26 protein-coding genes are annotated in these 26591 nt (G+C 68.4%); 9 read left to right on the plus strand and 17 right to left on the minus strand.

The window, feature by feature from the left end; genetic code table 11:
- Window positions 1-54 precede the first annotated feature (54 nt).
- The 6 genes from D187_RS43885 to D187_RS43910 all read left to right on the plus strand — a co-directional run bounded on the left by D187_RS43885 (window position 55) and on the right by D187_RS43910 (window position 5602).
- Window positions 55-1452: a VWA domain-containing protein gene (locus D187_RS43885; RefSeq protein ID WP_002621064.1), complete on the plus strand. Its 1398-nt coding sequence runs from the start codon at window positions 55-57 to the stop codon at window positions 1450-1452.
- A gap of 15 nt (window positions 1453-1467) precedes the next feature.
- The gene (locus tag D187_RS43890; RefSeq protein WP_002621065.1) at window positions 1468-1971 is read left to right on the plus strand and encodes a hypothetical protein; all 504 of its coding nucleotides are present in this window, start codon (window positions 1468-1470) and stop codon (window positions 1969-1971) included.
- Between the two features lie 83 nt (window positions 1972-2054).
- Window positions 2055-3437 carry a tRNA (N6-isopentenyl adenosine(37)-C2)-methylthiotransferase MiaB gene (gene miaB, locus D187_RS43895; RefSeq protein ID WP_002621066.1) on the plus strand — a complete coding sequence of 461 codons (1383 nt, stop codon included), beginning with the start codon at window positions 2055-2057 and terminating at the stop codon, window positions 3435-3437.
- Between the two features lie 33 nt (window positions 3438-3470).
- Complete coding sequence (locus D187_RS43900; protein WP_002621067.1) at window positions 3471-3983, plus strand: gamma carbonic anhydrase family protein; 513 nt, start codon at window positions 3471-3473, stop codon at window positions 3981-3983.
- Window positions 3984-4024: 41 nt separating this feature from the next.
- Entirely contained in the window at window positions 4025-4480 is a 456-nt protein-coding gene (locus D187_RS43905; protein ID WP_002621068.1) for a Crp/Fnr family transcriptional regulator, read from the plus strand.
- 369 nt (window positions 4481-4849) lie between these two features.
- Window positions 4850-5602, plus strand: a complete 753-nt coding sequence (locus D187_RS43910; protein WP_020918692.1) for a DedA family protein — start codon at window positions 4850-4852, stop codon at window positions 5600-5602.
- A gap of 127 nt (window positions 5603-5729) precedes the next feature.
- Here D187_RS43910 and D187_RS43915 read toward each other — a convergent pair whose 3' ends face one another.
- Window positions 5730-6329 (minus strand): hypothetical protein, encoded by a 600-nt coding sequence (locus tag D187_RS43915; protein ID WP_002621070.1) that lies wholly within the window; start codon window positions 6327-6329, stop codon window positions 5730-5732.
- 96 nt (window positions 6330-6425) lie between these two features.
- Here D187_RS43915 and guaA point away from each other — a divergent pair, with 96 nt between their 5' ends.
- Window positions 6426-7979, plus strand: a complete 1554-nt coding sequence (gene guaA / locus D187_RS43920) for a glutamine-hydrolyzing GMP synthase (protein ID WP_002621071.1) — start codon at window positions 6426-6428, stop codon at window positions 7977-7979.
- A 105-nt stretch (window positions 7980-8084) separates the two neighbouring features.
- Here guaA and D187_RS43925 read toward each other — a convergent pair whose 3' ends face one another.
- Window positions 8085-10169 carry a S46 family peptidase gene (locus D187_RS43925; protein ID WP_002621072.1) on the minus strand — a complete coding sequence of 695 codons (2085 nt, stop codon included), beginning with the start codon at window positions 10167-10169 and terminating at the stop codon, window positions 8085-8087.
- 363 nt (window positions 10170-10532) lie between these two features.
- Between D187_RS43925 and D187_RS43930 the strand changes: the two genes are divergently transcribed.
- Complete coding sequence (locus D187_RS43930; RefSeq protein WP_002621074.1) at window positions 10533-11075, plus strand: hypothetical protein; 543 nt, start codon at window positions 10533-10535, stop codon at window positions 11073-11075.
- Between the two features lie 9 nt (window positions 11076-11084).
- On the opposite strand, the gene D187_RS43935 is transcribed toward D187_RS43930, so the two are convergent.
- The 10 genes from D187_RS43935 to D187_RS43980 all read right to left on the minus strand — a co-directional run bounded on the left by D187_RS43935 (window position 11085) and on the right by D187_RS43980 (window position 21892).
- Complete coding sequence (locus D187_RS43935; protein WP_002621075.1) at window positions 11085-12215, minus strand: serine/threonine protein kinase; 1131 nt, start codon at window positions 12213-12215, stop codon at window positions 11085-11087.
- A 139-nt stretch (window positions 12216-12354) separates the two neighbouring features.
- Window positions 12355-13239 carry a ribonuclease H-like domain-containing protein gene (locus D187_RS43940; protein ID WP_002621076.1) on the minus strand — a complete coding sequence of 295 codons (885 nt, stop codon included), beginning with the start codon at window positions 13237-13239 and terminating at the stop codon, window positions 12355-12357.
- Window positions 13239-13670: a (deoxy)nucleoside triphosphate pyrophosphohydrolase gene (locus D187_RS43945; RefSeq protein WP_245591978.1), complete on the minus strand. Its 432-nt coding sequence runs from the start codon at window positions 13668-13670 to the stop codon at window positions 13239-13241. Before D187_RS43945 ends, D187_RS43940 begins: the two co-directional genes overlap by 1 nt.
- Window positions 13667-14797, minus strand: coding sequence for an outer membrane protein assembly factor BamB family protein (locus D187_RS43950; protein WP_002621078.1), 1131 nt, complete (start codon window positions 14795-14797; stop codon window positions 13667-13669). The genes D187_RS43945 and D187_RS43950 overlap by 4 nt, the downstream gene beginning before the upstream one ends.
- 40 nt (window positions 14798-14837) lie before the next feature.
- Window positions 14838-15641: a tetratricopeptide repeat protein gene (locus D187_RS43955; RefSeq protein ID WP_245591979.1), complete on the minus strand. Its 804-nt coding sequence runs from the start codon at window positions 15639-15641 to the stop codon at window positions 14838-14840.
- 78 nt (window positions 15642-15719) lie between these two features.
- Window positions 15720-17270 carry a ribosome biogenesis GTPase Der gene (der, locus tag D187_RS43960; protein ID WP_002621080.1) on the minus strand — a complete coding sequence of 517 codons (1551 nt, stop codon included), beginning with the start codon at window positions 17268-17270 and terminating at the stop codon, window positions 15720-15722.
- 8 nt (window positions 17271-17278) lie between these two features.
- Window positions 17279-18220 carry a GTPase Era gene (gene era, locus D187_RS43965; RefSeq protein WP_020918693.1) on the minus strand — a complete coding sequence of 314 codons (942 nt, stop codon included), beginning with the start codon at window positions 18218-18220 and terminating at the stop codon, window positions 17279-17281.
- A gap of 181 nt (window positions 18221-18401) precedes the next feature.
- A complete protein-coding gene (rnc, locus tag D187_RS43970) occupies window positions 18402-19169 on the minus strand; it encodes a ribonuclease III (RefSeq protein ID WP_002621082.1) in 768 nt (255 codons plus the stop codon).
- Between the two features lie 11 nt (window positions 19170-19180).
- A complete protein-coding gene (locus D187_RS43975; protein WP_002621083.1) occupies window positions 19181-20326 on the minus strand; it encodes an acyl-CoA dehydrogenase family protein in 1146 nt (381 codons plus the stop codon).
- Between the two features lie 36 nt (window positions 20327-20362).
- Window positions 20363-21892 carry an acyl-CoA carboxylase subunit beta gene (locus D187_RS43980; protein ID WP_043434758.1) on the minus strand — a complete coding sequence of 510 codons (1530 nt, stop codon included), beginning with the start codon at window positions 21890-21892 and terminating at the stop codon, window positions 20363-20365.
- A gap of 198 nt (window positions 21893-22090) precedes the next feature.
- Here D187_RS43980 and D187_RS43985 point away from each other — a divergent pair, with 198 nt between their 5' ends.
- On the plus strand, window positions 22091-22435 hold the full coding sequence (locus D187_RS43985) for a YtxH domain-containing protein (protein WP_002621086.1): 345 nt from the start codon (window positions 22091-22093) through the stop codon (window positions 22433-22435).
- A 96-nt stretch (window positions 22436-22531) separates the two neighbouring features.
- Here D187_RS43985 and D187_RS43990 read toward each other — a convergent pair whose 3' ends face one another.
- The 5 genes from D187_RS43990 to D187_RS44010 all read right to left on the minus strand — a co-directional run bounded on the left by D187_RS43990 (window position 22532) and on the right by D187_RS44010 (window position 26577).
- A complete protein-coding gene (locus D187_RS43990) occupies window positions 22532-23746 on the minus strand; it encodes an energy transducer TonB (protein ID WP_002621087.1) in 1215 nt (404 codons plus the stop codon).
- A gap of 59 nt (window positions 23747-23805) precedes the next feature.
- Window positions 23806-24270: a peroxiredoxin gene (locus tag D187_RS43995; protein ID WP_002621090.1), complete on the minus strand. Its 465-nt coding sequence runs from the start codon at window positions 24268-24270 to the stop codon at window positions 23806-23808.
- Between the two features lie 90 nt (window positions 24271-24360).
- Window positions 24361-24861 (minus strand): thrombospondin type 3 repeat-containing protein, encoded by a 501-nt coding sequence (locus D187_RS44000; protein WP_002621092.1) that lies wholly within the window; start codon window positions 24859-24861, stop codon window positions 24361-24363.
- The gene (locus tag D187_RS44005; protein ID WP_002621095.1) at window positions 24858-26027 is read right to left on the minus strand and encodes a hypothetical protein; all 1170 of its coding nucleotides are present in this window, start codon (window positions 26025-26027) and stop codon (window positions 24858-24860) included. The genes D187_RS44000 and D187_RS44005 overlap by 4 nt, the downstream gene beginning before the upstream one ends.
- Window positions 26028-26040: 13 nt before the next feature.
- Window positions 26041-26577 carry a YceI family protein gene (locus D187_RS44010; protein ID WP_020918694.1) on the minus strand — a complete coding sequence of 179 codons (537 nt, stop codon included), beginning with the start codon at window positions 26575-26577 and terminating at the stop codon, window positions 26041-26043.
- Window positions 26578-26591: the final 14 nt, after the last annotated feature.

Raw genomic sequence — 26591 nt, forward strand, 5'->3', positions numbered from 1 at the left:
CCCGGGTCCTCCGGGTCTCTGGAAGTGGGGCGGGGTGGAGGTTACAAAGCCTCGATGGACGCCCGCATCGTCGAGTTCGCCGAGGTCCTCCGCCAGAACGGCGTGCGGGTGAGCACGTCCGAGGTCGCGGATGCGACCCGGGCCGCCGCGGAGGTGGGGCTCCAGGACAAGGCCGTCTTCCGCGCCGTGCTGCGCACCACGTTGATCAAGCGGGAGCAGGACGGGGACGTGTTCCAGCGCGCCTTCGACTTCTTCTTCTCTGGGACGGCCAGGCCCTTCGAGGCGCTCGAGCCGTCGCTCGCCGGGCGGCTCCAGGAGCAGGGGTTGCTCGAGGGCGAGTCGTTGAGGACGGTGCTCGACGAGCTGCACCGGCGCCTTCCCGGGATGTCCCCGCTCGCCCAGGCGGCGCTCGAGGGAAACCCGGGGGCCTTGGCGCGGCTGTTCCGCACGGCCCAGCTCCAGTTGGATTTTTCCCGGATGAGGGGCCCGCTGCAGATGGGCTTCTTCTCGCGGCGGCTGATGGTGGCGGCGGGGCTGGAGCGGGCCCGCGCGGAGCTCCAGTCCTTCGAGGACGCGCTGCGCGAGCAGGGACTGGGGCAGGACAGCGTGGAGATCGTCTCGCGCCACATGGACGGAGCCCTGCGCCAGGTGGAGGACGCGGCGCGGCGCGAGGTGAAGCGTCAGGCGGGCGCGCGCATCGGCAAACCCTCGGGCGGAGTGGAGGACAAGCCGCTGCACCGGCTCAGCCAGGCCGAGGTGAAGCAGATGCAGGCGGCGGTGCGCGCCCTGGCGGAGAAGCTCAAGGCCCGGCTCGTGCGCAAGCGGCGCTCGCGGCGCGAGGGCACGCTCCACGTGAGCCGCACCCTGCGCCACAACCTGCCGTGGGGTGGGGTGCCCATGGTGCCCTGGTTCCGCACCCGCCGCCCCGAGCGCCCCGAGCTCGTCGTCCTCTGTGACGTCTCGGACTCGGTGCGCAACGCCTCGCGGATGATGTTGCTCTTCACCCACACGCTCCAGTCGCTCTTCGCTCGCGTGCGCTCGTTCGTCTTCGTGGCGGACGTGGGCGAGGTGACGCAGCACTTCAAAGAGCGGGACGTGGACCGGGCGATCGATCTGGCCACGCTGGGCGGAGCCGTCTCGCTCACCGCCAACTCCGACTATGGCCGGGCGCTGGCCACCTTCACGCGCCACCAGCTCGGCAGCATCACGCGCCGCACCACGGTGCTGGTCATCGGGGACGGCCGCAACAACCACAACGCCGCCAATGCCTGGGCGCTCGAGGAGCTCAGGCGCAAGTGCAAGCGTCTGCTCTGGGTCTGCCCCGAGGGGCGCGACAACTGGGGCCTTGGCGACAGCGAGATGCTCACCTATTCGAAGCACTGCCACCACGCCGTGGTGGTCAACTCCGTGGCCGCGCTGTCCCGCATCGCCGAGCAGCTCGTCCCCGCCTGACCCAGAAGAGGCCACATGTCCCGTTCCATGTTCGATGACCTCGACGCGACCCCCTCCGGAGCCATGGAGGCGATCGATTCGCGTACGCTGCGGCTGTCCGCCCACCCCCTCACCGAGGAGGAGCTCCAGGGGCTCATCCGCTACCAGGAAGCCTTCCTCGCCCGGATCGAGGGCCCCTCGGGGGGCCCAAGCGCCGTGGCCGATGCCCACCAAGCGGGCCTGGAGGCCTCGGGATTGGACGTGAAGCGGGTGGAGCTGGGCACGGTGTTGCTGCGCGCCTACTGTGGCCAGCGCTGGACGGCGCGCCGGCTGCGCACCCGGCTCGGGGAGCTGGAGGCCCAGGCGGACGCCGCGTCCGCGGAGAAGGCGGCCAAGGCGCGCACCGAGCTGCGCCGGATCGAGGACCTGGAGCCCCTGGCCCGGCGCCATGGCCAGGAGTCGGTGGACCTGCTCGCCCCCCACGAGGAGCGCCTCGTCGCCCTGCATGCCCGGATGCAGCGGGCACTGACCCGGGCGTGAGGCGCCCGCGTGCCCGCCCGCCCGGGTGTTGCAATCCGCCGGGCCCCGTCGGATAAGGGCCCGTTCTTCATACGGAAAGACCCATGAAGCGCTACTTCATCCACACCTTCGGCTGCCAGATGAACGTCAACGACTCGATGCGGATGGGCGAGGTGCTGAGCTCGCTCGACTACCGCCCGACGCCGGTGGCGGAGGAGGCGGACCTCATCATCCTCAACACCTGCTCCATCCGCGAGAAGGCCGAGGACAAGATGCTCTCCGCGCTGGGCCGCTACCGCACGGTGAAGCTCGCGCGCGGCACGCTCCTGGGCGTGGGCGGGTGCGTGGCGCAGCAGGAGAAGGAGAAGCTGCTCAAGAAGGTGCCCTACCTGGACTTCGTCTTCGGCCCGGACTCCATCGCCAAGCTGCCGGACATCATCGGCCGGGTGAAGGGCGAGCGCGAGCGCGTGGTGGAGACGGCCTGGGTGGACTCCGAGGAGTACGTCTTCCCGCGCGCGGACCCCGAGACGAGCCGGGGCAAGGTGACGGAGTTCGTCACGGTGATGAAGGGCTGCGACAACGTGTGCTCCTTCTGCGTGGTGCCGCACACGCGCGGCCGCGAGGTGAGCCGGCCCTTCCCGGACGTGCTCACCGAGGTGGCGAGCCTGGCCCAGGTGGGCGTGCGCGAGGTGACGCTCATCGGGCAGAACGTGAACTCATACCAGGGTGGGGTGAGCTTCGCGCAGCTGCTCCTGCGCTGCGCGGAGGTGCCGGGCATCGAGCGCGTGCGCTTCACCACGAGCCACCCGCATGACCTGTCCGACGAGCTGATCGAGGCGTTCCGCAGCCAGCCGAAGATCTGCCCGCACTTCCACCTGCCGGTGCAGAGCGGCTCCAATCCGGTGCTCAAGCGGATGCGGCGCGACTACACGGTGGCGGAGTACCTCGAGCGGCTGGGCAAGCTGCGCGCGGCGCGTCCGGGCATCGCGATGACCACGGACATCATCGTGGGCTTCCCCGGCGAGACGGAGGAGGACTTCGCCCTCACGCTCGCGCTCACCGAGCAGGTGCGCTACGACAACCAGTTCTCCTTCATCTACAGCCCCCGGCCGAAGACGGGCGCGGCGCTGCGCGAGAACGACTGGGGTCCGGTGCCGCACGAGGTGAAGATCGAGCGGCTGGAGCGGCTGCAGAAGCTCCAGCGGCGCATCAGCGGGGAGATCACCCAGGCGCTGGTGGGCCAGGAGGTGGAGGTGCTGGTGGAGGGCCCCTCGCGCTACAACCCGCTCAAGCGCTTTGGCCGCACGGCGGAGAACCGCACGGTGAACTTCGACGGGGACGCCCCGGCGGGTGCCTTCGTGAAGGTGAAGGTGGAGAGCGCCACGCCCAACCAGCTCACCGGCAAGCAGCTCGAGGTGCTCAGCCCGCCCACGGTGATGCCTCCCGCCGAGCTGCCCCAGCCCGCCGAGACCTGCGTCGTCGCCTGAAGCCCCCGTTTTCCCTCCCCGAGGTGTCCTGTCATGGCCCTGCGCCGCTTTCGTGAGCAGTCCCCGCGCATCCACCCGAGCTGCTTCATCGAGGAGTCGGCGCAGGTCATCGGCGACGTGGAGCTGGGGAAGGACAGCTCGGTGTGGTTCAACTCGGTGCTGCGCGGGGACGTGAACGGCATCCGCATTGGCCAGCGCACCAACATCCAGGATCTCACGATGATCCACGTCACCGGCCAGACCGAGACGGTCATCGGGGACGACGTGACGGTGGGGCACCGGGTGATCCTGCATGGCTGCCGGGTGGGCCACCGCGTGCTGGTGGGCATGGGCGCCATCGTCATGGACGACGTGGAGATCGGCGAGGACTGCATCATCGGCGCGGGGACACTGCTGACGCCCGGGACGAAGATTCCCCCGGGCTCGCTCGTGGTGGGCTCGCCCGGCAAGGTCAAGCGGCCGCTCACCCCCGAGGAGCGCACCTTCCTGCTCGAGTCCGCCCGGCACTACGTGGAGACCGCCGGCGAGCACCGCGCCAGCCGCTAACGAAGTGACGTGCGCTCCACCGCGTGCTAGGACCCCCTCTCATGGAGGTCGCAGCCGCACTCAGGGCGTGCCCGCTCTTCAAGGACTTTTCCGACGTCGGCATCCAGATTTTCGCCGCCATCGGGGTCTCCCGGGCCTTTCCCAAGGGCTCGGCCCTGTTTCAGGAAGGGCGTGCCGGAGAATCGCTCTTCATCGTCCACGAGGGCTCGGTGCGCTTGAGCGCCAGGAGCCCCGCGGGCGGAGAGGTGGCGCTCGCCGAGGTGGGAGAGGGCGAGCCCCTGGGCGAGCTCGCCCTCATCCAGAAGGGAGAGCGGCTGTGCACCGCCACCGCCCTCACCGATGTGCTCGCCGTGGAGATCCGCCACGCGGACTTCCAGAAGCTCACCACCCAGAAGCCCCAGGCCTGTGTGAAGCTCCTGATGGGCGTCATCCTCCACTTCAGCCAGAAGGTCCGCGACAACCAGGGCGCCATGAAGTCGCTCGTGGGCAAACCGTGATCCGCTCCTGGTCGCGCTCCGTGCTACCTTCCGCCCGCGGCGATGCCCGAATGCCGAGGGCGGAGCGGAGCGTGTGCGTGACGGGAAGTTCCTGGCGTACAGGGCGGCAAGCGGCTGCCACCTGGACCTACCTCATCGAGCCCTTTTCCCGAGAGGACGCCGCGGGAAAGATGGCGCGAGCGCCTGGTCGCTCCTACGCAGGGAAGCAGGGCGTCTCCATGGGAAGAGCGAGCGGACAGGCATAGGCGCTATCCTGGAGGCGGTCCCGGAGTTTTCGCGAAGCAGGCGTGGTTGATGCGTGGGCTTTTCAAGGGCGGCGCCGGGTAGTGTTCCCGGGCGGGGCCTTCAAGGAAGCGAAGAGAGACGAGCGTGCAAGAATTCCTCACCAACTTGCTGGGCAGTACCCACGGCGTCCTCGCCTACCTCACCGTGTTCGGCATCCTGGTGGCGTGTGGCCTGGGAGTGCCTCTGCCCGAGGACATTTCGCTCATCCTGGGTGGCTTCCTCGCCCACAAGGGCGCGGCGAGCCTGGCCGGCATGATGTTGATTGGCTTCGGCGGCATCCTGGTGGGCGACAGCCTCATCTTCCTGGCGGGCCGCCGATTGGGCTCGAAGGTGGGCCGCTCGCCCACGGGCTTCCTGGCCCGCGTCGTCACGCCCGACAAGCGCGCCCGGGTGGAGGGGCTCTTCGCCCTGCACGGGCAGAAGATCGTGATGATCGCCCGCTTCCTGCCCGGCGTGCGCGCGGTGACGTACTTCACCGCCGGCTCGGCGGGCATGTCCTATGCCCGCTTCATCTTCTGGGATGGGCTCGCGGCGCTCCTGTCCGCGCCCTTCTTCGTGTGGCTGGGCTTCCACTTCGGCGACAAGCTCGACTACGCCATCGAGCGGATGAAGGAAGGGCAGCTCGTGGTGGTGGGTGGCCTCGTGGTGGTGGGCCTGGGGGCGTTCCTGTGGCGCAAGCGGCTGGGCGCCCTGCGCGCCGAGGCGCTCAAGGCCGCGGTGAAGCCCGCGTCGCTGTCGGCCCACCTGCTGACGGGCATGGCCTCCGAGGCTCCCTCGGCCAGCGCCTCCGTTTTCGAGAAGTCCTCGGGCACCGAGGGCCTGCGCATCCGCGATTGAGCCAGGCGCGGATTGAGGCTCGTGCCCGAGGGCGATGAACATCCACCAGATGCTTGGGGGCTTGGCTCAGCAAGCGCCCAACTACCGGGTGGAGTAGAGCGCGGAGGGAAGCCGTGCGGCGCGGCGACTACTTGCCGCGTTTGCGGGGGGCGGGCTCGTCGTCACCGCCCGCAGGCGCCACCTGCTTCTCGGTGGTGAGCACCCGGGCCAGCAGCTGCTCCTTGTCCTCGGGGTTGAGCGTGTCGATGGCCTGGCGCAGGGTGTTGAAGTCCAGCCGGGCCACCGTGACGGTGTTGCCGCCCTTGATTTCCTGCACGGTGGGCACGCTCACCAGTTCGCGCACGTAGGTCTCGAACTCCACCTTCACGTCCGCGGCCTGTTGGATGCAGTTGTCCCGGGCGGCCACGAGCTTCTGACTGCCCTCGGTGTAGTTCAGGTCCGGGTTGCGCGTCATCGCCTCGTCGAAGGTGGCCTTGCGCTTGAGCAACGAGCTGTAGAGCTCGATGTAGCTCATCACCCGGTCGGTCTCGGGGCGGTTGACGTTGCGCGCCTGGTTGAGGGCATCGCCCGTGTCGTCACAGTGCACCTTGCCCAGCGCGGCGGCGTCCGGCGTGCCACGGGCCTGCAGGAACTCCGTCTCGCGATCCAGGCGCTCATCCGAGGAGATTTCCTTCACGCAACCGGCGGAGGACAGCAACAAGACGGTTGCAACGGCGGGCAGGCGCATCAAGGACCTCTTCGAGCGGGACTTAAAGGTTGATTTCCGAAAGTTTCTAGCGGTAAGGGCCGCATCCGTCAACGCGCGCATCCCAGGGAGAGTGTGGTGGACATCCACGCAGAGAAGATTCTCATCCTCGACTTCGGCAGTCAGTACACGCAGCTCATCGCGCGCCGGGTGAGAGAACTCGGTGTGTACTGTGAGATTCACCGGCCGGACCTGTCGGCCGAGGAGATCCGTCGTTTCGCTCCGCGCGGCATCATCCTGTCGGGAGGCCCGGCCTCGGTGGAGGCGGAGGGCTCGCCGCGGTGTGACGCCTTCGTCTTCGAGGCCGGGGTGCCGGTGCTCGGTATCTGCTACGGGCTCCAATTGTTGTCCAAGCTGTTGGGCGGCAGGGTGGATCGCTCGGCGCACCGCGAATACGGGGCGGCGGAGGTGGAGGTGCTCACGTCGCGCGGGCCCCTGGCGGCGTTCGGCGTGGGCGAGCGGGTGAAGGTGTGGATGAGCCACGGCGATCGGGTGGACGCGTTGCCTCCGGACTTCGAGTCCATTGGCCGCAGCGGCAACTCGCCCTTCGCGGCGGCGGCGCACCGCACCCGTCCCATCTACGGGCTGCAGTTCCACCCCGAGGTGGTGCACACCCCGGCGGGCAAGGAGATGCTGCGCGCCTTCCTGTTCACCGACTGCAAGGTGAGCGGGAGCTGGACGATGAAGGGCTTCATCGAAGAGGCGCAGGAGGCCATCCGCCGCCAGGTGGGCGAGCACGGCCGGGTCATCTGTGGACTGTCGGGCGGCGTGGACAGCTCGGTGGCGGCGCTGCTGTTGCACCGGGCCATCGGCGCGCGGCTGCAGTGCATCTTCGTGGACAACGGGCTGCTCAGGCAGGACGAGCGCGCGCAGGTGGAGGCGCTCTTCGTGGACCGCTTCCACGTGCCGCTCAAGACGGTGGACGCGCGCGAGCGCTTCCTCGGCAAGCTCGCGGGCGTCACGGATCCCGAGAAGAAGCGCAAGACGATCGGTCGCGAGTTCATCGCGGTGTTCGAGGAGGCGGCGCAGGAGGTGCGGGGCGCGGAGTTCCTCGCGCAGGGCACGCTGTACCCGGACGTGATCGAGTCCGTGTCGTACAAGGGGCCCTCCGTCACCATCAAGAGTCACCACAACGTGGGAGGCCTGCCGGAGAAGATGAACCTCAAGCTGGTGGAGCCCTTGCGCGAGCTGTTCAAGGACGAGGTGCGCGTGCTGGGCCGCGAGCTGGGGCTGCCGGACGAGATGGTGTCCCGGCAGCCGTTCCCGGGGCCGGGTCTGGCCATCCGGGTGCTGGGGGAAATCACCGAGGAGCGCCTGGCGCTGGTGCGCCGCGCGGACGCCATCGTCCAGCAGGAGATCCGGGACGCGGGGCTGTACCGGGAGCTGTGGCAGGCGTTCGCGGTGCTGCTGCCGGTGCAGAGCGTGGGCGTCATGGGCGACGAGCGCACCTACGAGTCCACGTGCGTGCTGCGCGCGGTGACGAGCGTGGACGGCATGACGGCGGACTGGGCGCGGCTGCCATACCCGGTGCTCGAGCGCATCTCCACGCGCATCACCAACGAGGTGCGTGGCATCAACCGCGTCGTCTACGACGTCTCGTCCAAGCCGCCCGCGACGATCGAGTGGGAGTAGGGCGGAAGACAAAAGACGAGGACGAAACAAAAAGGGGCTGCCCGATCATGCCGGGCAGCCCCTTTGTTTTTTGTCTTCTTTTGTCCGCGAGGGGGGGGCAGCGGACTACTGCGGACCCGAGCCACCCTTGCCGGTGGACGCGGTGCCGGGGCGCAGCTCCTGGACGATGCGATCCGCCTTGTAGACCTTCTGGAGCGCCTCGATGAGGGCGTCGCTGTGGATGGAGACGGCGCGGTTGGCGGTCTCGTCGTAGCCGTAGTCCCCGCCGAGCGACTGGATGTTGCCGTCGAAGACGAGGCCGACGATCTCCGCGTTCTGGTTGATGACGGGCGAGCCCGAGTTGCCGCCGATGATGTCGTTGGTGGTGACGAAGTTCATCGGGGTGTTGGGCGACAGCTGCTTCTGCGCGGCGAGCCAGCTCTTGGGCAGGGCGAACGGCTCCTCACCGGTGGCGTGCTCGAAGGTGCCGCTCATGAAGGTGAAGGGCGCCACCTGCTTGCCGTCCTCCGGGTAGCCCTTCACGGCGCCGAAGGACAGGCGCAGGGTGCCCGTGGCGTCCGGGTAGAGCTTGGTGCCGTAGATGTCGAAGCGGGCCTGGGCCACCAGCTCGCTGTTCTTGCGGATGACGGCCTCGACCTCGGTCTCATACCGGGTACGGATGGCGCGGGCATCGGGGTCCACCAGGAGCGCCAGTTGGATCATCGGATCCTTCGAGGCCGCGATGGCCGCCTTGCCTCCGGAGAACAGCTGCTCGCGCACCTTGAGGTCCGCCAGCTTCGAGCCCTGGACGACCCGGGTGGCCAGGGTGCGCGGAGACTCCTTGCCGAGCACCTTCTTCACGAAGGGGTGATCCGGACCGAGGTCCTCACGCATCTTGGTGAGCGAGAACGTCAGCTGGGCCACCTCCAACTCCGGATAGATGGGCGCCTTGCTCATCGTCTGGAGCTTGAGGGTGGGCAGGCTCGCGTCATTGAAGCCCCGCAGCCGCTCGGCATCCGGCTTGGGCAGCTCCTCGGCGGCCCGCACCAGGGTGCGCGCCAGGCTGAACAACTGCGAACTCGGGCCGCCTTCCTGGGCCTCGTACTCCTTGAGGATGTTGCGGTGGGTCTGCTGGGCGCGGGCGATCTCGTCCCAGGCCATGCCGTACTTGGCCTTCATCTTCGGATCCGCGTTGACCTTCGAGCGCAGCTCCTGCTCGGCGGCGAGCTTCTGGGCGAAGAAGTTCTTGTCGGCGAGCTGCTCGAGCTTGCCCTTGTTGGCCTTGAGGCTGTTCTCCACGCCGAAGAGGAGATTGTTGGAGGTGCGCTTCTGCTCGGCGCCGCGGTTCTGGTACTCGGTGACGAGTCCGCGAAGCTCCGAGAGCCGGAAGAGATGTCGGGGCAGCGACACGTCCCGGAGGAACTCGAGCTGGGAGATGGTGAGGCCGCGCGAGGTCTTGCCCGGGTGGCCCGAGATGAAGGTGAGTTCGCCTTCCTTGGCGCCGTGCTCGGACCACTTGAAGTAGTGGCTGGGCCGGGCGGGCTTGCCGTCCTTGCCATAGACGCGCACGAACGCCACGTCCAGGTCGTACCGGGGGAACTCGAAGTTGTCCGGATCGCCGCCGAAGAAGGCGATCGCGTGCTCGGGCGCGAACACGAGCCGCGCGTCCTGGAAGCGCTGGTACTTGTAGAGGTTGTAACGGCCGCCCTGGTACAGGGTCACGACATCGCAGCGGACCGCATCATTCGTGGTGCAGGCCTTCTCCAGCTTGGCCATCTCGGCCTTGAGGCTGTCGGCGTAGGCCTTGCCGGTGAGGCCCCGGGTGGCGGTGTTGAGCTGCTCGGTGACGTCGGTGATTTCCTGGAGCTGGTTGATCTCCAGGGCCGGACATTGGAGCTCCTCGGCGGGCGTCTTGGCGTAGAAGCCGTTGGCGATGAGATCCTTCTTGGCGGTGGACAGCTGCTGGATGCAGCCACGAGCACAGTGATGGTTCGTCATCACCAAGCCATCCGCGGAGACGAAGCTCGCCGAGCACCCGTAGCCAAAGCGGGCCGAGGACAACCGTACGGTGTCGAGCCAGTCCTGGGAGGGCTCGAAGCCGTACTTCGCCTTGACCGTGGCAGAGGGGAAATTGTTGTACGTCCACATGCCCTCGTCGGCGAGCGCGGGAGCGACGCCAAGCAAAGAGGCGGTGAGAAGCAGGCGCTTCATGGGTTTCCTTTCGGGGCGGCAGGGGCGCGGAGTTGTTCCGGGAATCGTGGGTCGCCGTCAAGCACCCGAAAATTCCGGGCCCGCCAACACACGAGCAGGGCGTTGATTCCACGGTCACGTCCTGATGTCCGGTACACGGGGCTTGGCGCGGTGCATCGGTCGTCCCGGTGGGCGTGGGGAGGGGCTCTGGAGGACCGGTTCCGGGGCACCAGTCCCAGCCCATTCGCTTAGTTTACATAACGCATCTTATCAGACCCCATGGGTGTGCGACCCGGGGCCAACGGGCGGCGCCCCGGTCTCCCGTACCTGGTGCATGTTCGCGCTTCTCGGGTCCTGCTTGGGGACATAGGGTCTCCCGCCTCTATGCGACTCCTCTCCTTGAGCGTCGTCGGCGCGGCCGCGCTGGGCCTGGCCGGATGTCCGAAGCCCTCCGCCCCCACCGAGGATGCCGGCACGGCCGCCATTTCCCCGCCGGACGCGGCACTCGCGCAACCAGCCCCCGCCACCTTCACGCTCCGCTACACCCTGGCGGACGCCGGGACGGAGTCCATTCCCGTGGTTGGCGAGGAAGAAGGACGTCCGATCGTGGATCCCACGTCGGCGCTCGAGCTGCGCAGCTCGCGGGTGCTGCGCAACTACCGCGTCCGTTTGTTCGACGAGTCCGATCGGGCCCTGGTGTCGGATGACACCGCCGAGGAGTCTCCCGACGGACTGCTCTACCGGATCTCCCTGCCCACGCCGCTCAAGTCCGGCCACGGCTATGTCCTGGTCATCGACGCGCAAACTGGCACCTCGATGACCGACGCCGAGGGCCGGGAGATCGCCGACATCCGGATGCCCTTCCAGGTCTCCGGGGAAAAGGAAAAACCGCCGCCGCCGCCCGCGAAGAAACGACGCTCTCGCTAAGGCCTGACGTCAGTGTTCGGTCGTCGTCCGGCGCGAGGGCTCCGGGAAGACATCCGCTTCGAGGACATCCGCGGACTCGCGCAGCAACTCCGCCTCCTTCACGGCCACCAGCACCTCGCGCGCCGCTTCCGGCCGTCCATAGGGCCGCCCCTTCACCACGAGCAAGGCCCGGAGCGCGTCACGCAGTTCCAGTCCCGACGCATAACGGGCGGACGGCTCGCGCTGGAGGGTCCGGTGCACCACGGCCCGCAGGGGCTCGGAGAGCCCTTGGGTGGCCCGCTCCACATCCGCGGGGCCAAACCGCTCGATGCGCGCGGCCATCTCCGCCACCGGCACCCAACTTGGTTCCTCACAGCGAAGCTCGTCCCGCACGTGGACGACCGCCGTCGCAGGGCCCGCCCCGCGTGCCGCCTGCTCCACGTCCTCCAGGTCGAACAGGTGCTTGCCCGTGAGCAGCTCCAGCATGACCAGGCCCAACGAGAACAAATCCGAGCGGTGGTCCACCTGCTCCATGCGCATGCGCTCGGGGGACGCGTAGGCGATGTCCCCACGCAGGACCGAGGCCGTGGTGGCATCCCGTCCTGGCAACAGCGAGTACGCGACTCCGAAATCCACCAGCTTCACCTCTCCACTGATGCCCACCCGGATGTTCTCCGGCTGGATGTCCCGGTGGACGATCCCCAGGAACCGTCCCCGCTCATCCGTCCGGGTATGCGCATAATGCAGTGCATCCGCGATCTCCGAGGCCACGTGGCAGACGAAGGCCTCGGACATGGGCCGCTGCCGCATGGCCGCGACGCTCAGCACGGTTTCGAGGGAATGCCCCTCCACGTACTCCATCACCACGTAGGGCCGCCCCCCATGCAGCATCCACTGGTACACCTTGGCGATGCCGGGATGCTCGAGCCGGTACGCCAGTTGGACCTCCTGCATCAGGCGCTGCTTCTGCTTCTCACTGACCGGCCGCGACAGCCGCTTGAGAACGACGCATCCGGCCGGTCCCATCGCATGGCGGCGCCGGGCCAACAGCAGCTCCCCCGAAGGGTGGCGACCCAGTTTCCGAACGAGTTCGTACCGGGTTCCATCCACGGAAAAGAGAAGTTTGGGAGGGGTCGAGGACTCGGGCCTGTCGATGGACATCTTCGGGCTCTCCTTTGTGCTGCACGCCAACGCCGCGCCGGGGAATGCCAGAGGTAGGGCTTGAGCGCCGAACCTCCAGCGTCAACCACCCTACCAGCCCGGACTGACACGGCCGCCCGACCTCCCCGAACGGTCGGCCTCAGTCCTGGCGCAGATCCCGATCCTGGGCGCGCACCCGCTCGAGCACCTTCAGGTCGCGTTGCGTGGGCCCGAGCTCCAGGATGAGCCGACTCACGTCGTAGAGGACCTCGCCCCGCTCGAACACGGGCAGCCGCGCGACGGTGTCCATGTTCAGATCGTCCAGGGCGCGGTTGTAGGCCGTGTCCATCAGCGCGCGCAGTTGGAAGGAGTCATAAAGGTTGTACTCCACCAGGAAGCGCAGGGCTTCCAGGTCGCCCCGGGCGAGATAGGCGCGCCACAGCAGCACCGCGTCCCACCCGTTCACGCCCTTCATGTGGGGAGGCCGCCCCAGGCCCAGCTTGTCCTCGAGCTCCTTCAGCCCGCCCCCCATGCCCAGCCGGCGGCACACGAAACGCAGATCGATGTGCGCCTCGGGCGTGGGAAAGCGCTTGCCGAAGTACTGCCGCAGCACGGGCACGTCGAAGCACGAGCCGTTGAACGTCACCCACAAGCGCCGCTGCGCCATGGCCTCGGGCAGCTCGTCCATGTTGCGTCCGAGGATGAAGACGCGCAGGCCATCCGCGTCGAACAGGGCCACCACCGTGGGCTCCTGCTCCTGGTTTCCATTCGTCTCGATGTCGAAGTACAGCGCGTCGCGAGCGAACTCGGGGTACAGCCGCCAGTGCTCGCGCGGGGGAATCATGGCCGCCAGCGCCGCCAGATCCCCGCGCTCCAGGGCCTCACGGGCCATGGCCAGACGCTGGCGGGCCAGTCCATCCACCTTCTGTCCGAGCACCACGCCACTCTCCGGGAAGTCCTCCCAGGTGTGGATGCCGCGGGCCCAGAGATCCTTCTCCTTCCAGGGACCCACGCCGGGAATGAGCTGGAAGGTGCGCCGCACCATCAGCGCAGCGGACCCAGCCTGCCCGCCACCAGCTCCTCCAGGGGCGGGAGATCCGCCTCGCAGAACGGCAGCGTCCGCATCTGCTCCGGCGTCAGGAACGCCAGCGCCTGGGCTCCCAGGGTCTTCGGCTCCCCCGACTCCAGCCGGGCCGCGTACAGCGTCAGGTCCACCGTCAGATCCGGGTACTCGTGTCTGCCCGCCCATAGCTGCCTTCCCACGTGGAGCGTCACATCCAGCTCCTCCCGGCACTCGCGCACGAGCGCTTCGGGCTCGGACTCCCCGGGCTCCACCTTGCCGCCTGGAAACTCCCAGAGCAGTCCACGGCTTCCCCCCGGCAGGCGCTGCTGGACGAGGAACCGGGAGTCATCCCCGGGCCGGTAGATGAGGGCGGCCACCACCCGGACCGCCTTCTTCACCGCCCCCGACGTCAACCACTCCTCCCATCCAGACGCAGGGCGTACAGGTAGCCGTTGTTGGACAGCACGTACGCCTTGCTCCCCACCACCCGCGGCGGGGCCGAGATCCCCTTGCCCGGGTTCCACGCGATGCGCGAGCGGCCCGTGCGAGGATCCACGAAGAGCAGCGCGCGCTGGGCGGGCACCAGGAGCATGCCCTTGACCAACACCGTCTCCTGTCCGGCCCTTTCCTCCAGGGCGCGCGACCAGATGAGCTTCCCATTGTCCGCCAGGTACGCATCCAGGCGGTCATCCCCGGTGGCGATCACCACGTCCCCGTGGATCATCAGCGAGGTGATGCCCTGCGCCACCGTGGTCCACACCACGTCGCCCGTCTCGGCATCGAGGGCGTACAGGCCTCCGGTGTACGACGCGGCGTAGACCCGGCCCGAGGCATCCAGTACGGGCGAGGTGTCCACGTCCATGAACTGCCGGGTGCCCGCCTGCGCGAGCAACTTGTCCCAGCGCACGCCACCATCGGCCAGGTCCAACGACACGAGCGAGCCGTCGGAGAAGCCCACCCAGGCCGTCTGACCCCGCACGGCCGGCGCGGACGTCCGGTGGATGGTGAAGCCCGCCGGAGGATCCCTCCGGTACAGCCACGCGAGCTCTCCCGTGGCGCGCTTCACCGCGAACAGCGTGTCGCTCTGCGAGGCCACCAGCACCAGGTCGCCGGCGATCACCGGGGCCGTCGCCAGCGCCTCCTCCGCCGCGTACCTCCACTTCAACTGACCCGTGCGCGCATCCAGGGCGTGCAGTCCGCCGTCCGTGCCCGGCACGTACACCGTGCCGTCGTCCACCGTGGCGCCCGCGTAGAAGAGCGTGCCCACCCGGTAGCTCCACGCCTCCCGGCCCCCGGCTCCGAGGCTGCGCACATACCCGTCCCGGGTGAGCGCGATCACCCGCTCGTTCTGCTCGTCATAGGCGGGCCGGGCCTGCTCCCGCGGGGCATACTCGAGCAGCGTGGGCTCGACCAGCGGCTTCCACCAGTCCACCGAGAAGTAGTGACGGGGCGGCTGCACCGGGGCGGAGGTCACCGGGTTGCCGTGCACCGGCACCGTCTGGCAGGCCCCCAACAGGCCCACCGCCCCGAGCCCACCCACCCAAGACTTCCACCAGCGCGAAATCCTCATAGGCCCGCGTCTACCCCGCGTCCTGGGCCGCGGCCGGAGCCGCCTTCGGCTCGGGAATCTTCACGCCCTCGGCCGCGAGCACCGCCAGCCGCTCGGTGGCGAGCCGTCCCGCCGCCGTGTTCGTCTGGGTCGACTTCAGGTCCGCCAGGAGCTGCGCCGCCTCGTCCTTCTTGCCCTGGGCCACGAGGATGCGCGCCTGGTGGTACTGCCCCATGCCCTGCAGGAAGCCCCCCGCGTCCAGCTTCGCCATCTCCTGGAAGGACGCGAGCGCCTGGTCGAGCTGTCCCTTGGCCTCGTGGGCATAGCCCTGGCCCTCGCGCGCCGACACCATCAGCGGCTCGTTCTTCTCGCCCTTGGCGATGTACTCGTCGAAGGCGGCGATCGCTCCGTCGTAGTTGCCCAGCCGGTACTGCGCCTTGCCCAGGGGCAGCGCCGCCGTCACCGCCGCGTCCGAGCCCCCGTGCGCCGCGCGGAAGTCGCCCAGCGCCTTGACGATCGCCTCGTCCTTCTCCTTCTCCGACTTGAAGGGCGGCTCCTGCCCCGCCTCCGCCGGCTGGAGATCCACCCCGGTCACCACCGGCCGCTCGAGCACCGTCAGCGCCTGGCCCAGCTGCTTGGAGGCCTTCTCCTCTCCGCGGCTGGAGAAGTAGTGCACCGTCGCGGCGATGAGTCCGCCCACCAGCAGCACGCCCAGTGCGGCGCCGATGAGCTGCTGTCGCTTCATCAGCCAGTTACTCGCCTCGGCGCCATAGAGCTGGAAGGCGTCCTGCGCGGTCAGTTCCTGCTTCGTCATCTTCTCGGACTTTTCGGCCACGGTGGTGCGCACCTCTGCTCGGGGGTCGAAGGGCGCGCAATCTACGGAGCGCGCACCCGGAGTGTCAACGCGGACCGGCTAACGCTTTCCGGTCTGCTTCGGCCGCTTGCGGGCCGCTCGCTTCTCTTGTCCCGGCCGCTCGCGGAAGAGCAGGCGGATGGGGACGCGCAAGTCGAACGTCTTGCGCAACTGGTTGGTGATGTAGCGCCGGTACATGTCCGGCACCCCCTCCGGCCGGTTGCAGGTGATGGCGAAGGTGGGCGGCGCCGTGCCCACCTGGGCCATGTAGTACACCCGCAGCGGCCCCCGCCCCACGATGGGCGCCGGGTGGCTCTCCTCGATGTGCTTGAGCAGCCGGTTGAGCTGGGGGGTGGGCGAGCGGTAGCGGAACTGGTCGGCCAGCTCCACCGCCAGCTCCAACACCTTCTCCACCTTGGAGCCGGTGAGCGCCGAGGTGAACACGATGGGCGCGTAGTGCACGAACTTCAGCGCGTACTTGAGCTCCTCGCGGAAGATCTCCTGCTTGCGCTGATCCGTGCTGATGAGATCCCACTTGTTCACCACGATGACCAGCGCGCGGCCCTTCTCCTCGGCCAGGCCCGCCAGCTTGGCGTCCTGATCCACCGCGGGCTCGGTGGCGTCCATCAGCAGCACCGCCACGTCGCTGCGCTCCATGGACTTGAGCGCCGCCACCACCGAGAACTTCTCCAGCCGGTGGGCAATCGTCTTCTTGCGCCGGATGCCCGCGGTGTCCGTGAGGATGACCTGCCGGTCCTTGTACTTGAGCTCCGAGTCGATGGGATCCCGCGTCGTGCCCGGCACCTCGCTGGCCACCACGCGCTTCTCCTTGAGCAGCGCGTTGACCAGGGTGCTCTTGCCCACGTTGGGCCGGCCGATGATGGCGATCCGGATGGGACGCTCCTCTTCCTCGTCCTCGTCCTCCTTCGCCCCGATGGGGGTCGCCGCCGCAGCCGCGCCCTCCTCCCCCTCGCCGTCCTCGTCCCCTTCCCCGTCCTCGCCTTCCTCCCCTTCCGGCACGTACCCGAACGCCGCCTCGTCGGCTTCCGTGGCCGGCTCGTCGAGCGCCGTCTCGGCGAAGGCCTTGGCGGCCAGCTCCTCGTCGTCCATGGGCGGCAGCTTGCCCACGACGGCCTCCATCATCGTGCCCACGCCCAGGCCATGCTCGGCGGAGATGGGGAACACCTCGCCCAGGCCCAGCCGGAAGAACTCCGAGGCGTGCGCCTGGACGAGCTGCGACTCGCTGTCGAGCTTGTTGGCGGCCACCACCACGGGCTTGCCGCTCTGACGCAGGTAGGTGGCCACCTCCTGGTCCGCCGCGGTCAGCCCCGCGCGCGCGTCCGTCACGAAGACGATGGCGTCACACTCCTCCACCGCGAGCTGTGCCTGCTCGCGCACCTGCTGCAAAAGCGAGTCCTTCTCCCCGGGCACGAAGCCGCCCGTGTCGATGATGGTAATGAACCGGCCCTCGCACTCCACGTCCCAGTAATGCCGGTCGCGGGTGACTCCGGGGATGTCCTCCACCAGGGCGATGCGACGCCGGGCGAGGCGATTGAAGAGCGTGGACTTGCCCACGTTGGGGCGTCCCACGATGGCGACCAGAGGCTTCATGTGACTTTCTACTCGTAACCCAGCTTCTTGAGGCCCTCGGGCCGCTCGCTCCACCGGGGCTCCACACGCACCCGGAGCGAGAGGTACACGTGCGCCCCCAAGAGCCGCTGGATGGCCTTGCGCGCGTCCGTACCGATCGTCTTCAACATCTGGCCCTGCTTGCCGATGATGATGGCCTTCTGACTGTCCCGCTCCACGTAGATGGAGCCCGAAATCCGGATGAGCCCCGCGAGCTTGCCCGGCGGCGTGCCCGGTGGCGGCTCGCGCTCGGACTCGTCGAAGAAGTCCACCAGCACCGCCGTGGAATACGGAATCTCCTGGCGGCAATGCCGCAACACCTGCTCGCGGATGTACTCGGCCACCAGCGTCTTCTCCGCCTGGTCCGTGAGCACGTCCTCGGGAAACAAGGGCTCGCCCTCGGGCAGGTGCCGCAGCACCGTCTGGAACAGGCCCTCCACCCCGTCGTCCTCCTTGGCGGAGATGGGTATCACCTCGGCGAAGGGAAACTCCCGGCGGTACAGGTCGATGAGCGGCAGGAGCACCGGCTTGGCAATGGTGTCGATCTTGTTGATGACGAGGAAGGTGGGCTTGCCCGTCTTCTGCAGCCGCTCGAGGATGTGGCGGTTGCCCGGACTCACCTCCTGCTTCTCCGTGCCCGTGGGCTCGATGACGAAGAGGACCAGGTCCACCTCGTCCGCGGCCTGCAGGGCCACCTCCACCATGTACCGGTTGAGCTCCCCCTTGGCCTGGTGGATGCCCGGGGTGTCGAGGAAGGCCACCTGGCCCTCCGGCCGCGTCACCACGCCGAGGATCCGGTTGCGGGTGGTCTGCGGCTTGGGCGAGACGATGGCGAGCTTCTCGCCCGTCAGTTGATTGAGCAGCGTGCTCTTGCCCACATTGGGACGGCCGATGAGCGCGGCGAAACCGCTGCGGTGGGTGGCTGGAGGCATCTGAAACGTCGAAGGTCGAAGGTGATCAGGAAAACCCCCTCTCACGAGGAGATTTCCCCAGGACAGCACGAGAACAACGGACCCGCCGCGCGCCATTGCGGGCGGCCGGGCAACCAAGCCAACGGTGGAACGTGGGCCGGCGCGCGACCTTATTCGTCCCGTCCAGTGGGACCAAGGAGTTTCAACCCGGCCTGTCCTCCTTCGGACCGGAATCCGTCGGGGAATCCGGTGGTTCCGGCTTTTCCCCCCGTGCCAACCACTTCAGGGCGGCATGGGCGGCGTTCTGCTCGGCCTCCTTCTTGCTACGGCCCGTGGCGCGCGCGTACACGTCCGGCCCCAGCGACACCTGCACCTCGAAGACCTTCTCGTGGTCGGGGCCCGCCTCCGAGATGCACTGATAGCGGGGCGTGACCTTGAGCTGCTCCTGGGCCGTCTCCTGCAGCTTCGTCTTGTAGTCCAGCCGGCTGAGCGCCTGCGCCACGCCGTCCAGGGCCTCGGCGAAGTGCCGGTCCACCAGCCCCATCACCGGCGCCAGGCCCGCCTCGAGGTAGAGCGCGGCGAAGATCGCCTCCAGCGCATTGGCCAGGAGCGAGTTCTTGTCCCGGCCCCCGCTGAGCTCCTCACCCCGTCCGAGCAGCAGCAGCTCCCCCAGCGCCAGGCGACGCGCGATGCGCGACAGGCCCTCCTCGTTGACGATGCGGGCACGCAGCGGCGTGAGCTCCCCTTCCCGCATCTGGGGAAAGCGCTCCATGAGCCGGTGGCCCACCGCCAGGTTGACCACCGCGTCCCCGAGGAACTCCAGCCGCTCGTTGTCCTGGAAGCCCTCGCCCCGGTGCTCGTTGACCCAGCTCTTGTGCGTGAGCGCGGTGAGCGCCAGCTCCGCACGGGGGAACACCACCCCCAGGCGTTCCTCCAGGAGCTTCACGCGCTCGGCGAGCGGCTGTGTCATCCCAGGCCCCTTCACGTGCCCTTGAAGACCTCGCGCGAGATGATGGTGCGCTGGATCTCGCTCGTGCCCTCGCCGATCTCACACAGCTTGGCGTCGCGCAGGTAGCGCTCGACGGGGAACTCGCGCGTGTAGCCGTAGCCGCCGTGGATCTGCACCGCCTTGTTGCAGGCGCGCGTGGCCGCCTCGGAGGCGAACAGCTTCGCCATGGACGCCTCCTGGCTGTAGGGCCGGCCCGCGTCGGCGAGCAGGGCCGCGCGGTGCACCAAGAGCCGCGCCGCGTCCAGCTCCGTCTTCATGTCCGCGAACATCCAGCGCAGGCCCTGGAACTCGGAGATGGGCTGGCCGAAGGCCGTGCGCTCGCGCGCGTAGCGCACCGACTCCTCCAGCGCCCCCCGCCCCAGGCCCACCGCCAGCGCGCCAATGGTGATGCGGCCCTTGTCGAGGATCTTCATCGTGTCGATGAAGCCCGAGTCCACCTCGCCCAGCCGCTGGCTGTCCGGCACCTCCACGCCCTCGAGCACCAGCTCCGCCGTGTCGGAGGAGCGCATGCCCAGCTTGCCGTGGATGGAGCGCTGGCTGAAGCCCTTCATCCCCTTCTCCAGGATGAAGGCGGTGATGCCCTTCTGCTTCTTCTGCGGCGTGGTGACCGCCAGCACCACGAACACGTCACCCACCGTGCCCTGGGTGATGAACATCTTCGCGCCGTTGAGCACCCACGTGTCGCCGTGGCGCACCGCCGTCGTCTTCATCCCCGCGGCGTCCGAGCCGCTGCCCGGCTCGGTCAGGCCCCACGCGCCCAGCCACTCGCCCGTGGCGAGCTTGGGCAGGTACTTGCGCCGCTGCGTGTCGTTGCCGAAGACGCGCAGGTGGCTGGTGCCCAGGCCGTTGTGCGAGGCCACCGTGAGGGCGAGCGAGCCGTCGTAGCGGGCGATCTCCTCCACCGCCACCGCCACGGCCAGCGAGTCCATGGCCGCTCCGCCGTACTCCTCGGAGACCAGCATGCCCAGCACGCCCAGCCCACCCAGCTCCCGCACCACCTCCAGCGGGAAGGTCTCGTCCTTGTCCCACTCGCGCGCGAAGGGACGGACCTTGGCCTCGCAGAAGTCACGCAGGGAAGACTGAAGAGCTCGATGGCTTTCGGGAAGTTCGAAGTCCATGGTCGGGATGTATAGCAGAGGGGGGTAAGGGGGATATCAAACCGGGTAGACGCCGTGCTTCTTGGCGGCCCGGGGTTGGAAACGGCGAGAATACAACTCGTAGCGCTGCAACAACTCATGACGCAGCCGCTCACCCGGGACGATCTCGTCCACCACCAGCTCGCTCGCCAGCTTGAGCAGGTCCACGTCTTCCTTGTACTCGTCGCGCAGCTGCTGCACGTAGGCGGCGCGCTCGGCCTCGGGCTTGTCCTGGATCTTGTTGAAGTAGACGGCGTTGACGGCCGCCTCCGGCCCCATCACCGCGATCATCGCCTGGGGCAGCGCCAGGGTGGCGTCCGGCGCGAAGCCCGGCCCGCTCATGGCGTACAGGCCCGCGCCATACGCCTTGCGCACCACCACGCAGATGCGCGGCACGCTCGCCTCGCTCACCGCGGAGATCATCTTCGCGCCCGAGCGGATGATGCCCGCGCGCTCCACCTTGGTGCCAATCATGAACCCCGGCACGTCCGCCAGGTAGAGCAGCGGGATGTTGAAGGCGTCACACAGCCAGATGAAGCGCGCCGCCTTGTCCGCCGAGTCCACGAAGAGCACGCCGCCCTTGTACTTGGGCTGGTTGGCCACGATGCCCACCGGCCGGCCCCCGATGCGCGCCAGCCCGGTAATCAATTCCTGGGCGAAGAGCTTCTTCACCTCGAACCAGCTGCCCTCGTCGATGAGCTCCGCGATGAGCGCGTGCATGTCGAAGGGCTTGTTCTGATCCGCGGGGATGATCTCCTCCACCCGCTTGCCACTCACCTTGGGCGAGCGCGCCTCCACCGCCGGGGGCGCCTGGGTGAAGTTCTCCGGGAAGAAGGCGAGGTACTTCTTCGCCGCCTCGATGGCCTCCGGCTCCGTCTTCACCAGCACGTCGCCGCAGCCGGACACCGAGCAGTGCATCTTCGCGCCGCCCATCTCCTCGAGCGTCACCTTCTCGCCGATGACCATCTCCGCCATGCGCGGGCTGCCCAGGTACATGGAGGCGTTGCCGTCCACCATGATGACCAGATCGCAGAACGCGGGGATGTACGCGCCGCCAGCCGCCGAGGGCCCGAAGAGCAGGCACACCTGAGGCACCTCTCCGGACAGGTGCACCTCGTTGTAGAAGATGCGGCCCGCGCCCCGCCGGCCGGGGAACATCTCCACCTGATCCGTGATGCGCGCTCCCGCCGAGTCCACCAGGTAGAGCAGCGGACAGCGCAGGCTCCGGGCCGTCTCCTGGATGCGGAGGATCTTCTCCACCGTGCGCGCGCCCCAACTGCCCGCCTTCACCGTGGAGTCGTTGGCCATGATCGCCACCGGACGCCCCGCCACCCGGCCCAGGCCCGTGATGACGCCGTCCGAGGGCAACTCCGGGTCCAGGTTGTTGGCGAGCTTCGCGTCCTCGACGAACGAGCCCTCGTCCACCAGGAGCCGGATGCGCTCGCGCGCGAACAGCTTGCCCGTTTCCTGGTTCTTCGCGTGGTACTTCTCGGCCCCGCCCCGCTCCACCTGGGCGCGCTTTTCCAGCAGCTTCTGGTCGGATGACATGGCGCCGGGGGGCATAGCAGAAAGGGGGTCGCCTGGCTGCTCCGACTTCCTCGCGACGTTTGGGCGTGAAGCCGAGTGGACAAGCGCACGCCGGGGGGGTGCCATCCCGGAGAACCCTGCCTACCTTTCTTCCTACCAAGGACGAACTACCGTGGGGGAGTTCTGCGCCTTGCTAGGTATGGGACAGAGGAGGACGGAATGATGTTCGCGAAAAAGGCCAAGCTGGCGGCGAAGAGTGACATGTATCGGAAGTTCCTCGCCAAGAAGATCCTGAAGGACCTGCCCAAGTACGCGCGCAACCGGTGGGAGGACTTCGATCCGGATGATGCGCTGCACTATGTGGGCCTGACCACCTACAAGCCCGCCAGCTCCTCGTTCGCGGGCATCGGCGCCTTCGTCATCGGCTGCGCCGTCGGCGGCATCGCCGCCCTGCTGCTCACGCCCAAGACCGGGCCGGAGCTGCGCACCAACGTCAAGGACAAGGCGATGGACTACCTCGGCAAGCAGGGCATCAACGTGCCGGAGAAGACCGCCAACGCCTGAGCCGCACCGCGTCAGGAATTGTCCTGGAGCCCGGAGGGTGCCGACACCCGGCATCCCCCGGGCTCTTTTGTTCGTTTTGTTTTGTTTGTTTCGACCTCAGTACACCCGCAGCAGCCAGGTCCGGATGTCGAAGTGGGGCCGGCGCAGATCGACGATCGTCACCTCGCCGCGCGTTTCCTCGAAGGAGCCGCCGAGCAGGCCCGTCGGCAGCAGCGCCGAGATATAGGCGGCGTCCGCCGCGTCGAGCGTGTGCAGCTTCGACAGCTTGATGGTGCGCGCGAAGCTCACGTGGCCCTCGACATTCCAGACGCTGCGCACCGTGGGCGCCCGGGTCCTCGCGGCGAAGTTCTCCGACGCGGGGCCCAACGCCGCCAGGGACGGAGGGACCTTGTCGAGGACATAGGCGTCGAAGAGGGGGTTGCCCGAGCCTCGCAGCAACTTCACCCCCAACAACTGTCCCGTGGGCGATTGCTCCAGCTCGAGCTCCACCGACAACGAGTTGGCGCGCGCCACGCTCCTGTCCAGCTCTCCCAACGGATCGCGGGCCCGCCGAGCCCTCGCGCCCGCGGTCCCCGAGCGTGCCACGTCCTCCAGTCGATCCGTCCCCAGGGGCCCCCCGGCGGCATCGTCCGGATTGCCCGTGGCCCCGTAACGCGCGGCCCCCTCCATCAACTCGCGCAGGTTCAGCGCGGGGAAGAAGTGCCGGAGCACGCCCTGGTAGTCGAAGAGCGAAGCGCCCGTCAGCCCCTTCTCCAGCGCATGGTCCATCTGGCCGAAGTAGGTGTCGACGAGGCCATTCTCCACTCGCGCCGTGGCCAGGCCGTCATCGAGGAAGCCCTGGACCCGGCCCCCCACCCGCTCGCGCTCCTCCGCCAGGCGCTGCTCGGGTGACGGCCCCTCCCCCGGTCTCCAGGTGTGGCCCCGGGGCGCGTCCGCGGCCGCGCTCCCCTGCTCCACCGGCAGTCCTCCCGGGCCCGGAAACAACCGCACCGCTCGCGGCACGTCGGGCACCTGGGGGATGGCCGGTGCCTCGGGACCACTCGGGGGCCCTGACGCGACGGGCTCCGGGGCCGTGGTGGGAGCCGCGGCGGAGGCCGGCTTTCGTGCAGGAGGCGGCTGGGGCGGCCGACGGGGCGTCTCCCGGGGCGGCACCGCTGGAGGCTCCGACCCGGGCGCCGCGCGAGGCGCTTCGTGCTCGGTGAACTCGAGCAGGAGGGGCTCACGAGCCTCGGCGGGAGACTCGAGCGAGGGGGGCCCCACGCGCCCCAGCAGCAGGGCCAGGGCCCCATGCAGGACCAGGGACAGCAGCAAGGCCCCCAGCAGCCAGGAGCGCCACCAGGAACGGGCCCCGCGCGATCGCCGCGTGTCCGTCAGGAGGCACTCAAGCGCTTGAGGACGTCCATCGCCTCGGAGATGTGCTTGGTGGACTGGAGCTGGGAATTGAAGACGTGCTGGACGACGCCCTGACGGTCGATCACATACGTGACCCGGCCCGGCACCAGCCCCAGGAACGAGCGCGGCACACCGTAGCGCTTGCGCAGCTCGCCGTCCGCGTCGCTGACCAACGTGAAGGGCAACCGATACCTGGCGGCGAAGGCCTCGTGCTTCGAGGCGTCGTCGGAGCTGACCCCGATGACCTCGGCGCCCGCCTGGACGAAGTCCTCGTAGGAATCACGGAAGGAGCAGGCCTGGGCCGTGCACCCCGGGGTGTCATCCTTGGGATAGAAGTAGAGGACAACGGCCTTCTGCTGACGCAGGGACTTGAGACTCGCCGGACTCCCATTCTTGTGGGTGAAGTTGAAGTCCGGGGCTTCGTCGCCAACCTTGATCGTCATGAGGAGGACTCCGCGTGAAAAAGGAGTCCCCTGTATAATCGCCCGCCCTCATGACCGAAAGGAATCCTGAGGGCGGGCCCGTTCGGGCGCCTACTGCCGGCGGCGCCTGCGCAAGAGCCACAGCCCGCCGAGCAGCAGGCCCACCGGAGCGCCCGGCGCCACCCCGCACCCGTAGGAGGGCTCGGGCAGCACATTGCCTCCGCCCGGCTCCTGGCCCGGACCACCGGTCCCGTCGCTCGAGTTGGGATTCCGGCCCGCCTTCAGCTCCTCCGTGTCGGGCGTTCCGTCCCCGTCACTGTCCACCTTCTCGGTGTCCAGCGCGGTCAGCGCCGTGCGCAACGAGGCCACGTCATAGGGCACGACCTTCCGGGCGAGCAGCGACTTGCCGAAGGGCGTGGTCACCGTGCCCATGCCAGGAGCGCCCTGGTGGCAGACAGCGCACGAGGGCTGAGTGGCGAGTCCCAGATCGGTGCGGATGACTTCCGGAAAGTTGGGGGTGGCCCTCGCGGCGGTGGCGCCGAGCAGGACGACTCCCAGGAGGCCGGCCCGCGCCAGCACGTGCGGCAAGCCGCGGTTGGATGGGTTGTTCATAGCAGGAGGTGCAGCTGGCTGAGGATGGAAAGGGTATTGGTACCGCCCGTCTCGGTCGCGAACCTCCGCATGACACCATCGACGCGCAACTCGACCTGGGGAAGGAAGGAGAAGGCCAGTCCCAAACTTCCGCCCACGTTGGTGCCCACTCCTCCCACCGTGCGCAGGGCCTCGCCCGCGAGGATGACGTGCAGACCCCGCACCGGCTCGATGTCCGCCTGGAGCAGGCCGGTGTAGCCCAGCCCCGCGCTCTGGTCTCGAGAGGAGTTGACGAGCAGATCCACCTCGCCCAGCAACACCACGGGACCGCCCACCGCCCAGCGGCCGAAGACGCCGTGCGCCTGCCGCCAGAAGTCCGGCTGCCGCGAGTCCACGTCGTACGCGGCGCGCGTGGCGAGGCTGCTCACCCCCAGCGCCAGGTTCGTCTTCGGGGACCACTCGAAGTAGCCCGAGTAGCCGCGCTCCCGGTACTCGTCGGGCTTGAGCAGGAAGTTGCCCGCGATGCCCATGAGTTCGCCGCGGAAGCCCTCGCCGTTGTAGGCGACGGCCAGGCCGTACTGCTGGTGCTCGTTGGTGTCGGTGCGCGTGCGCTCACGCACCCACGAGGTGTGCTCCACGTTGCGCAGACCGAACGGCAGGTTGATGCGGCCCGCGCGCACCAGCAGCGTCTGGTTCTCGTTGTCCCAGCCGAGCCAGTGGTCGCGCGACACGACGTTGTTGGCCTCGGTGGTGGTCAGCGCCGCCAGGCGCGCGCGGCGCAGCGCGAAGCCCAGGCTGGCATTGGCGCGGAACTGGCCGAAGGTGGCCTGGGCGCGGATGTCGCTCGCCATCTGCACCGGCCGCACGGTGGGGTCCGCCGACCCCGCCTGGTTGACGAGCGCACCGCCGCGGAAGGACAGCCCCAACAGGAGCCAGTCCGGCGTGTTCACCGCGCCGAAGAGAAAGCCCGTGCTGGGGCTGACCTCCTCCTTCACCTTGCCATAGTTGGCGGCGAGCAGCAGCTCGGACTGGGCCCGCCCGTAGGCGGTGACGAGGCCGGCGCCCGAGGGGTCCGCATGGCACGCGGCGCAACTGGAGTAGCCGTGGCGGATCATCCACGTGTAGGCCTCGGCCCGAGGCGACACGAGGAGTCCGAACAGGAACAGCACTACGAGAGACTGACGCATGGGAGAGCGATTCCTACTTCTTCTTGAACTGGAACGAGGTGAGCGTCTCGATGTCGGGCTTGACCGTCACGCCCAGGTAATTCGGCAGGATGATGTCGAAGTCCTTGAGGTTGATGGGCAGCTTGCCACTCGCCTCGTAGGCATCCCCCGTGCGCTTGAGGGTGTAGGTGACGGACACGTCCTTCGTCTTGCCGTGCAGGGTCATCTTCCCCGGCACCGTCTGGGTGGTCGTCTTCCCCTCCTCCGGCAACTGGATGGCGGTCCAGAGCACCTCCAGCACCGCGTGCGGGAACTTCTCCACCTCGAGGTACTTCTCGCGCATGTGACGGTCGCGCAGATCAATGCCTGTCTTGAGCGTCGCCAGCGGCACGGAGATGACCACCGTCTTGCCATCGTCCTTGAGGGTCACCTCCTCGGTCTTCCCCTCCAGCTTGAAGCCAGCCGGCCCCTTGCCGGAGAACGTCGCGCTCGCGGGGCCACTGCGCTCCAGATCCGCGAGCACGGGGGTCGCCACCAACACCATCAGAGTCAACAGGATCTTGGATCTCATTCAGCACACTCCCA

The organism is Cystobacter fuscus DSM 2262, assembly GCF_000335475.2.
Classification (GTDB): Bacteria; Myxococcota; Myxococcia; order Myxococcales; family Myxococcaceae; genus Cystobacter; species Cystobacter fuscus.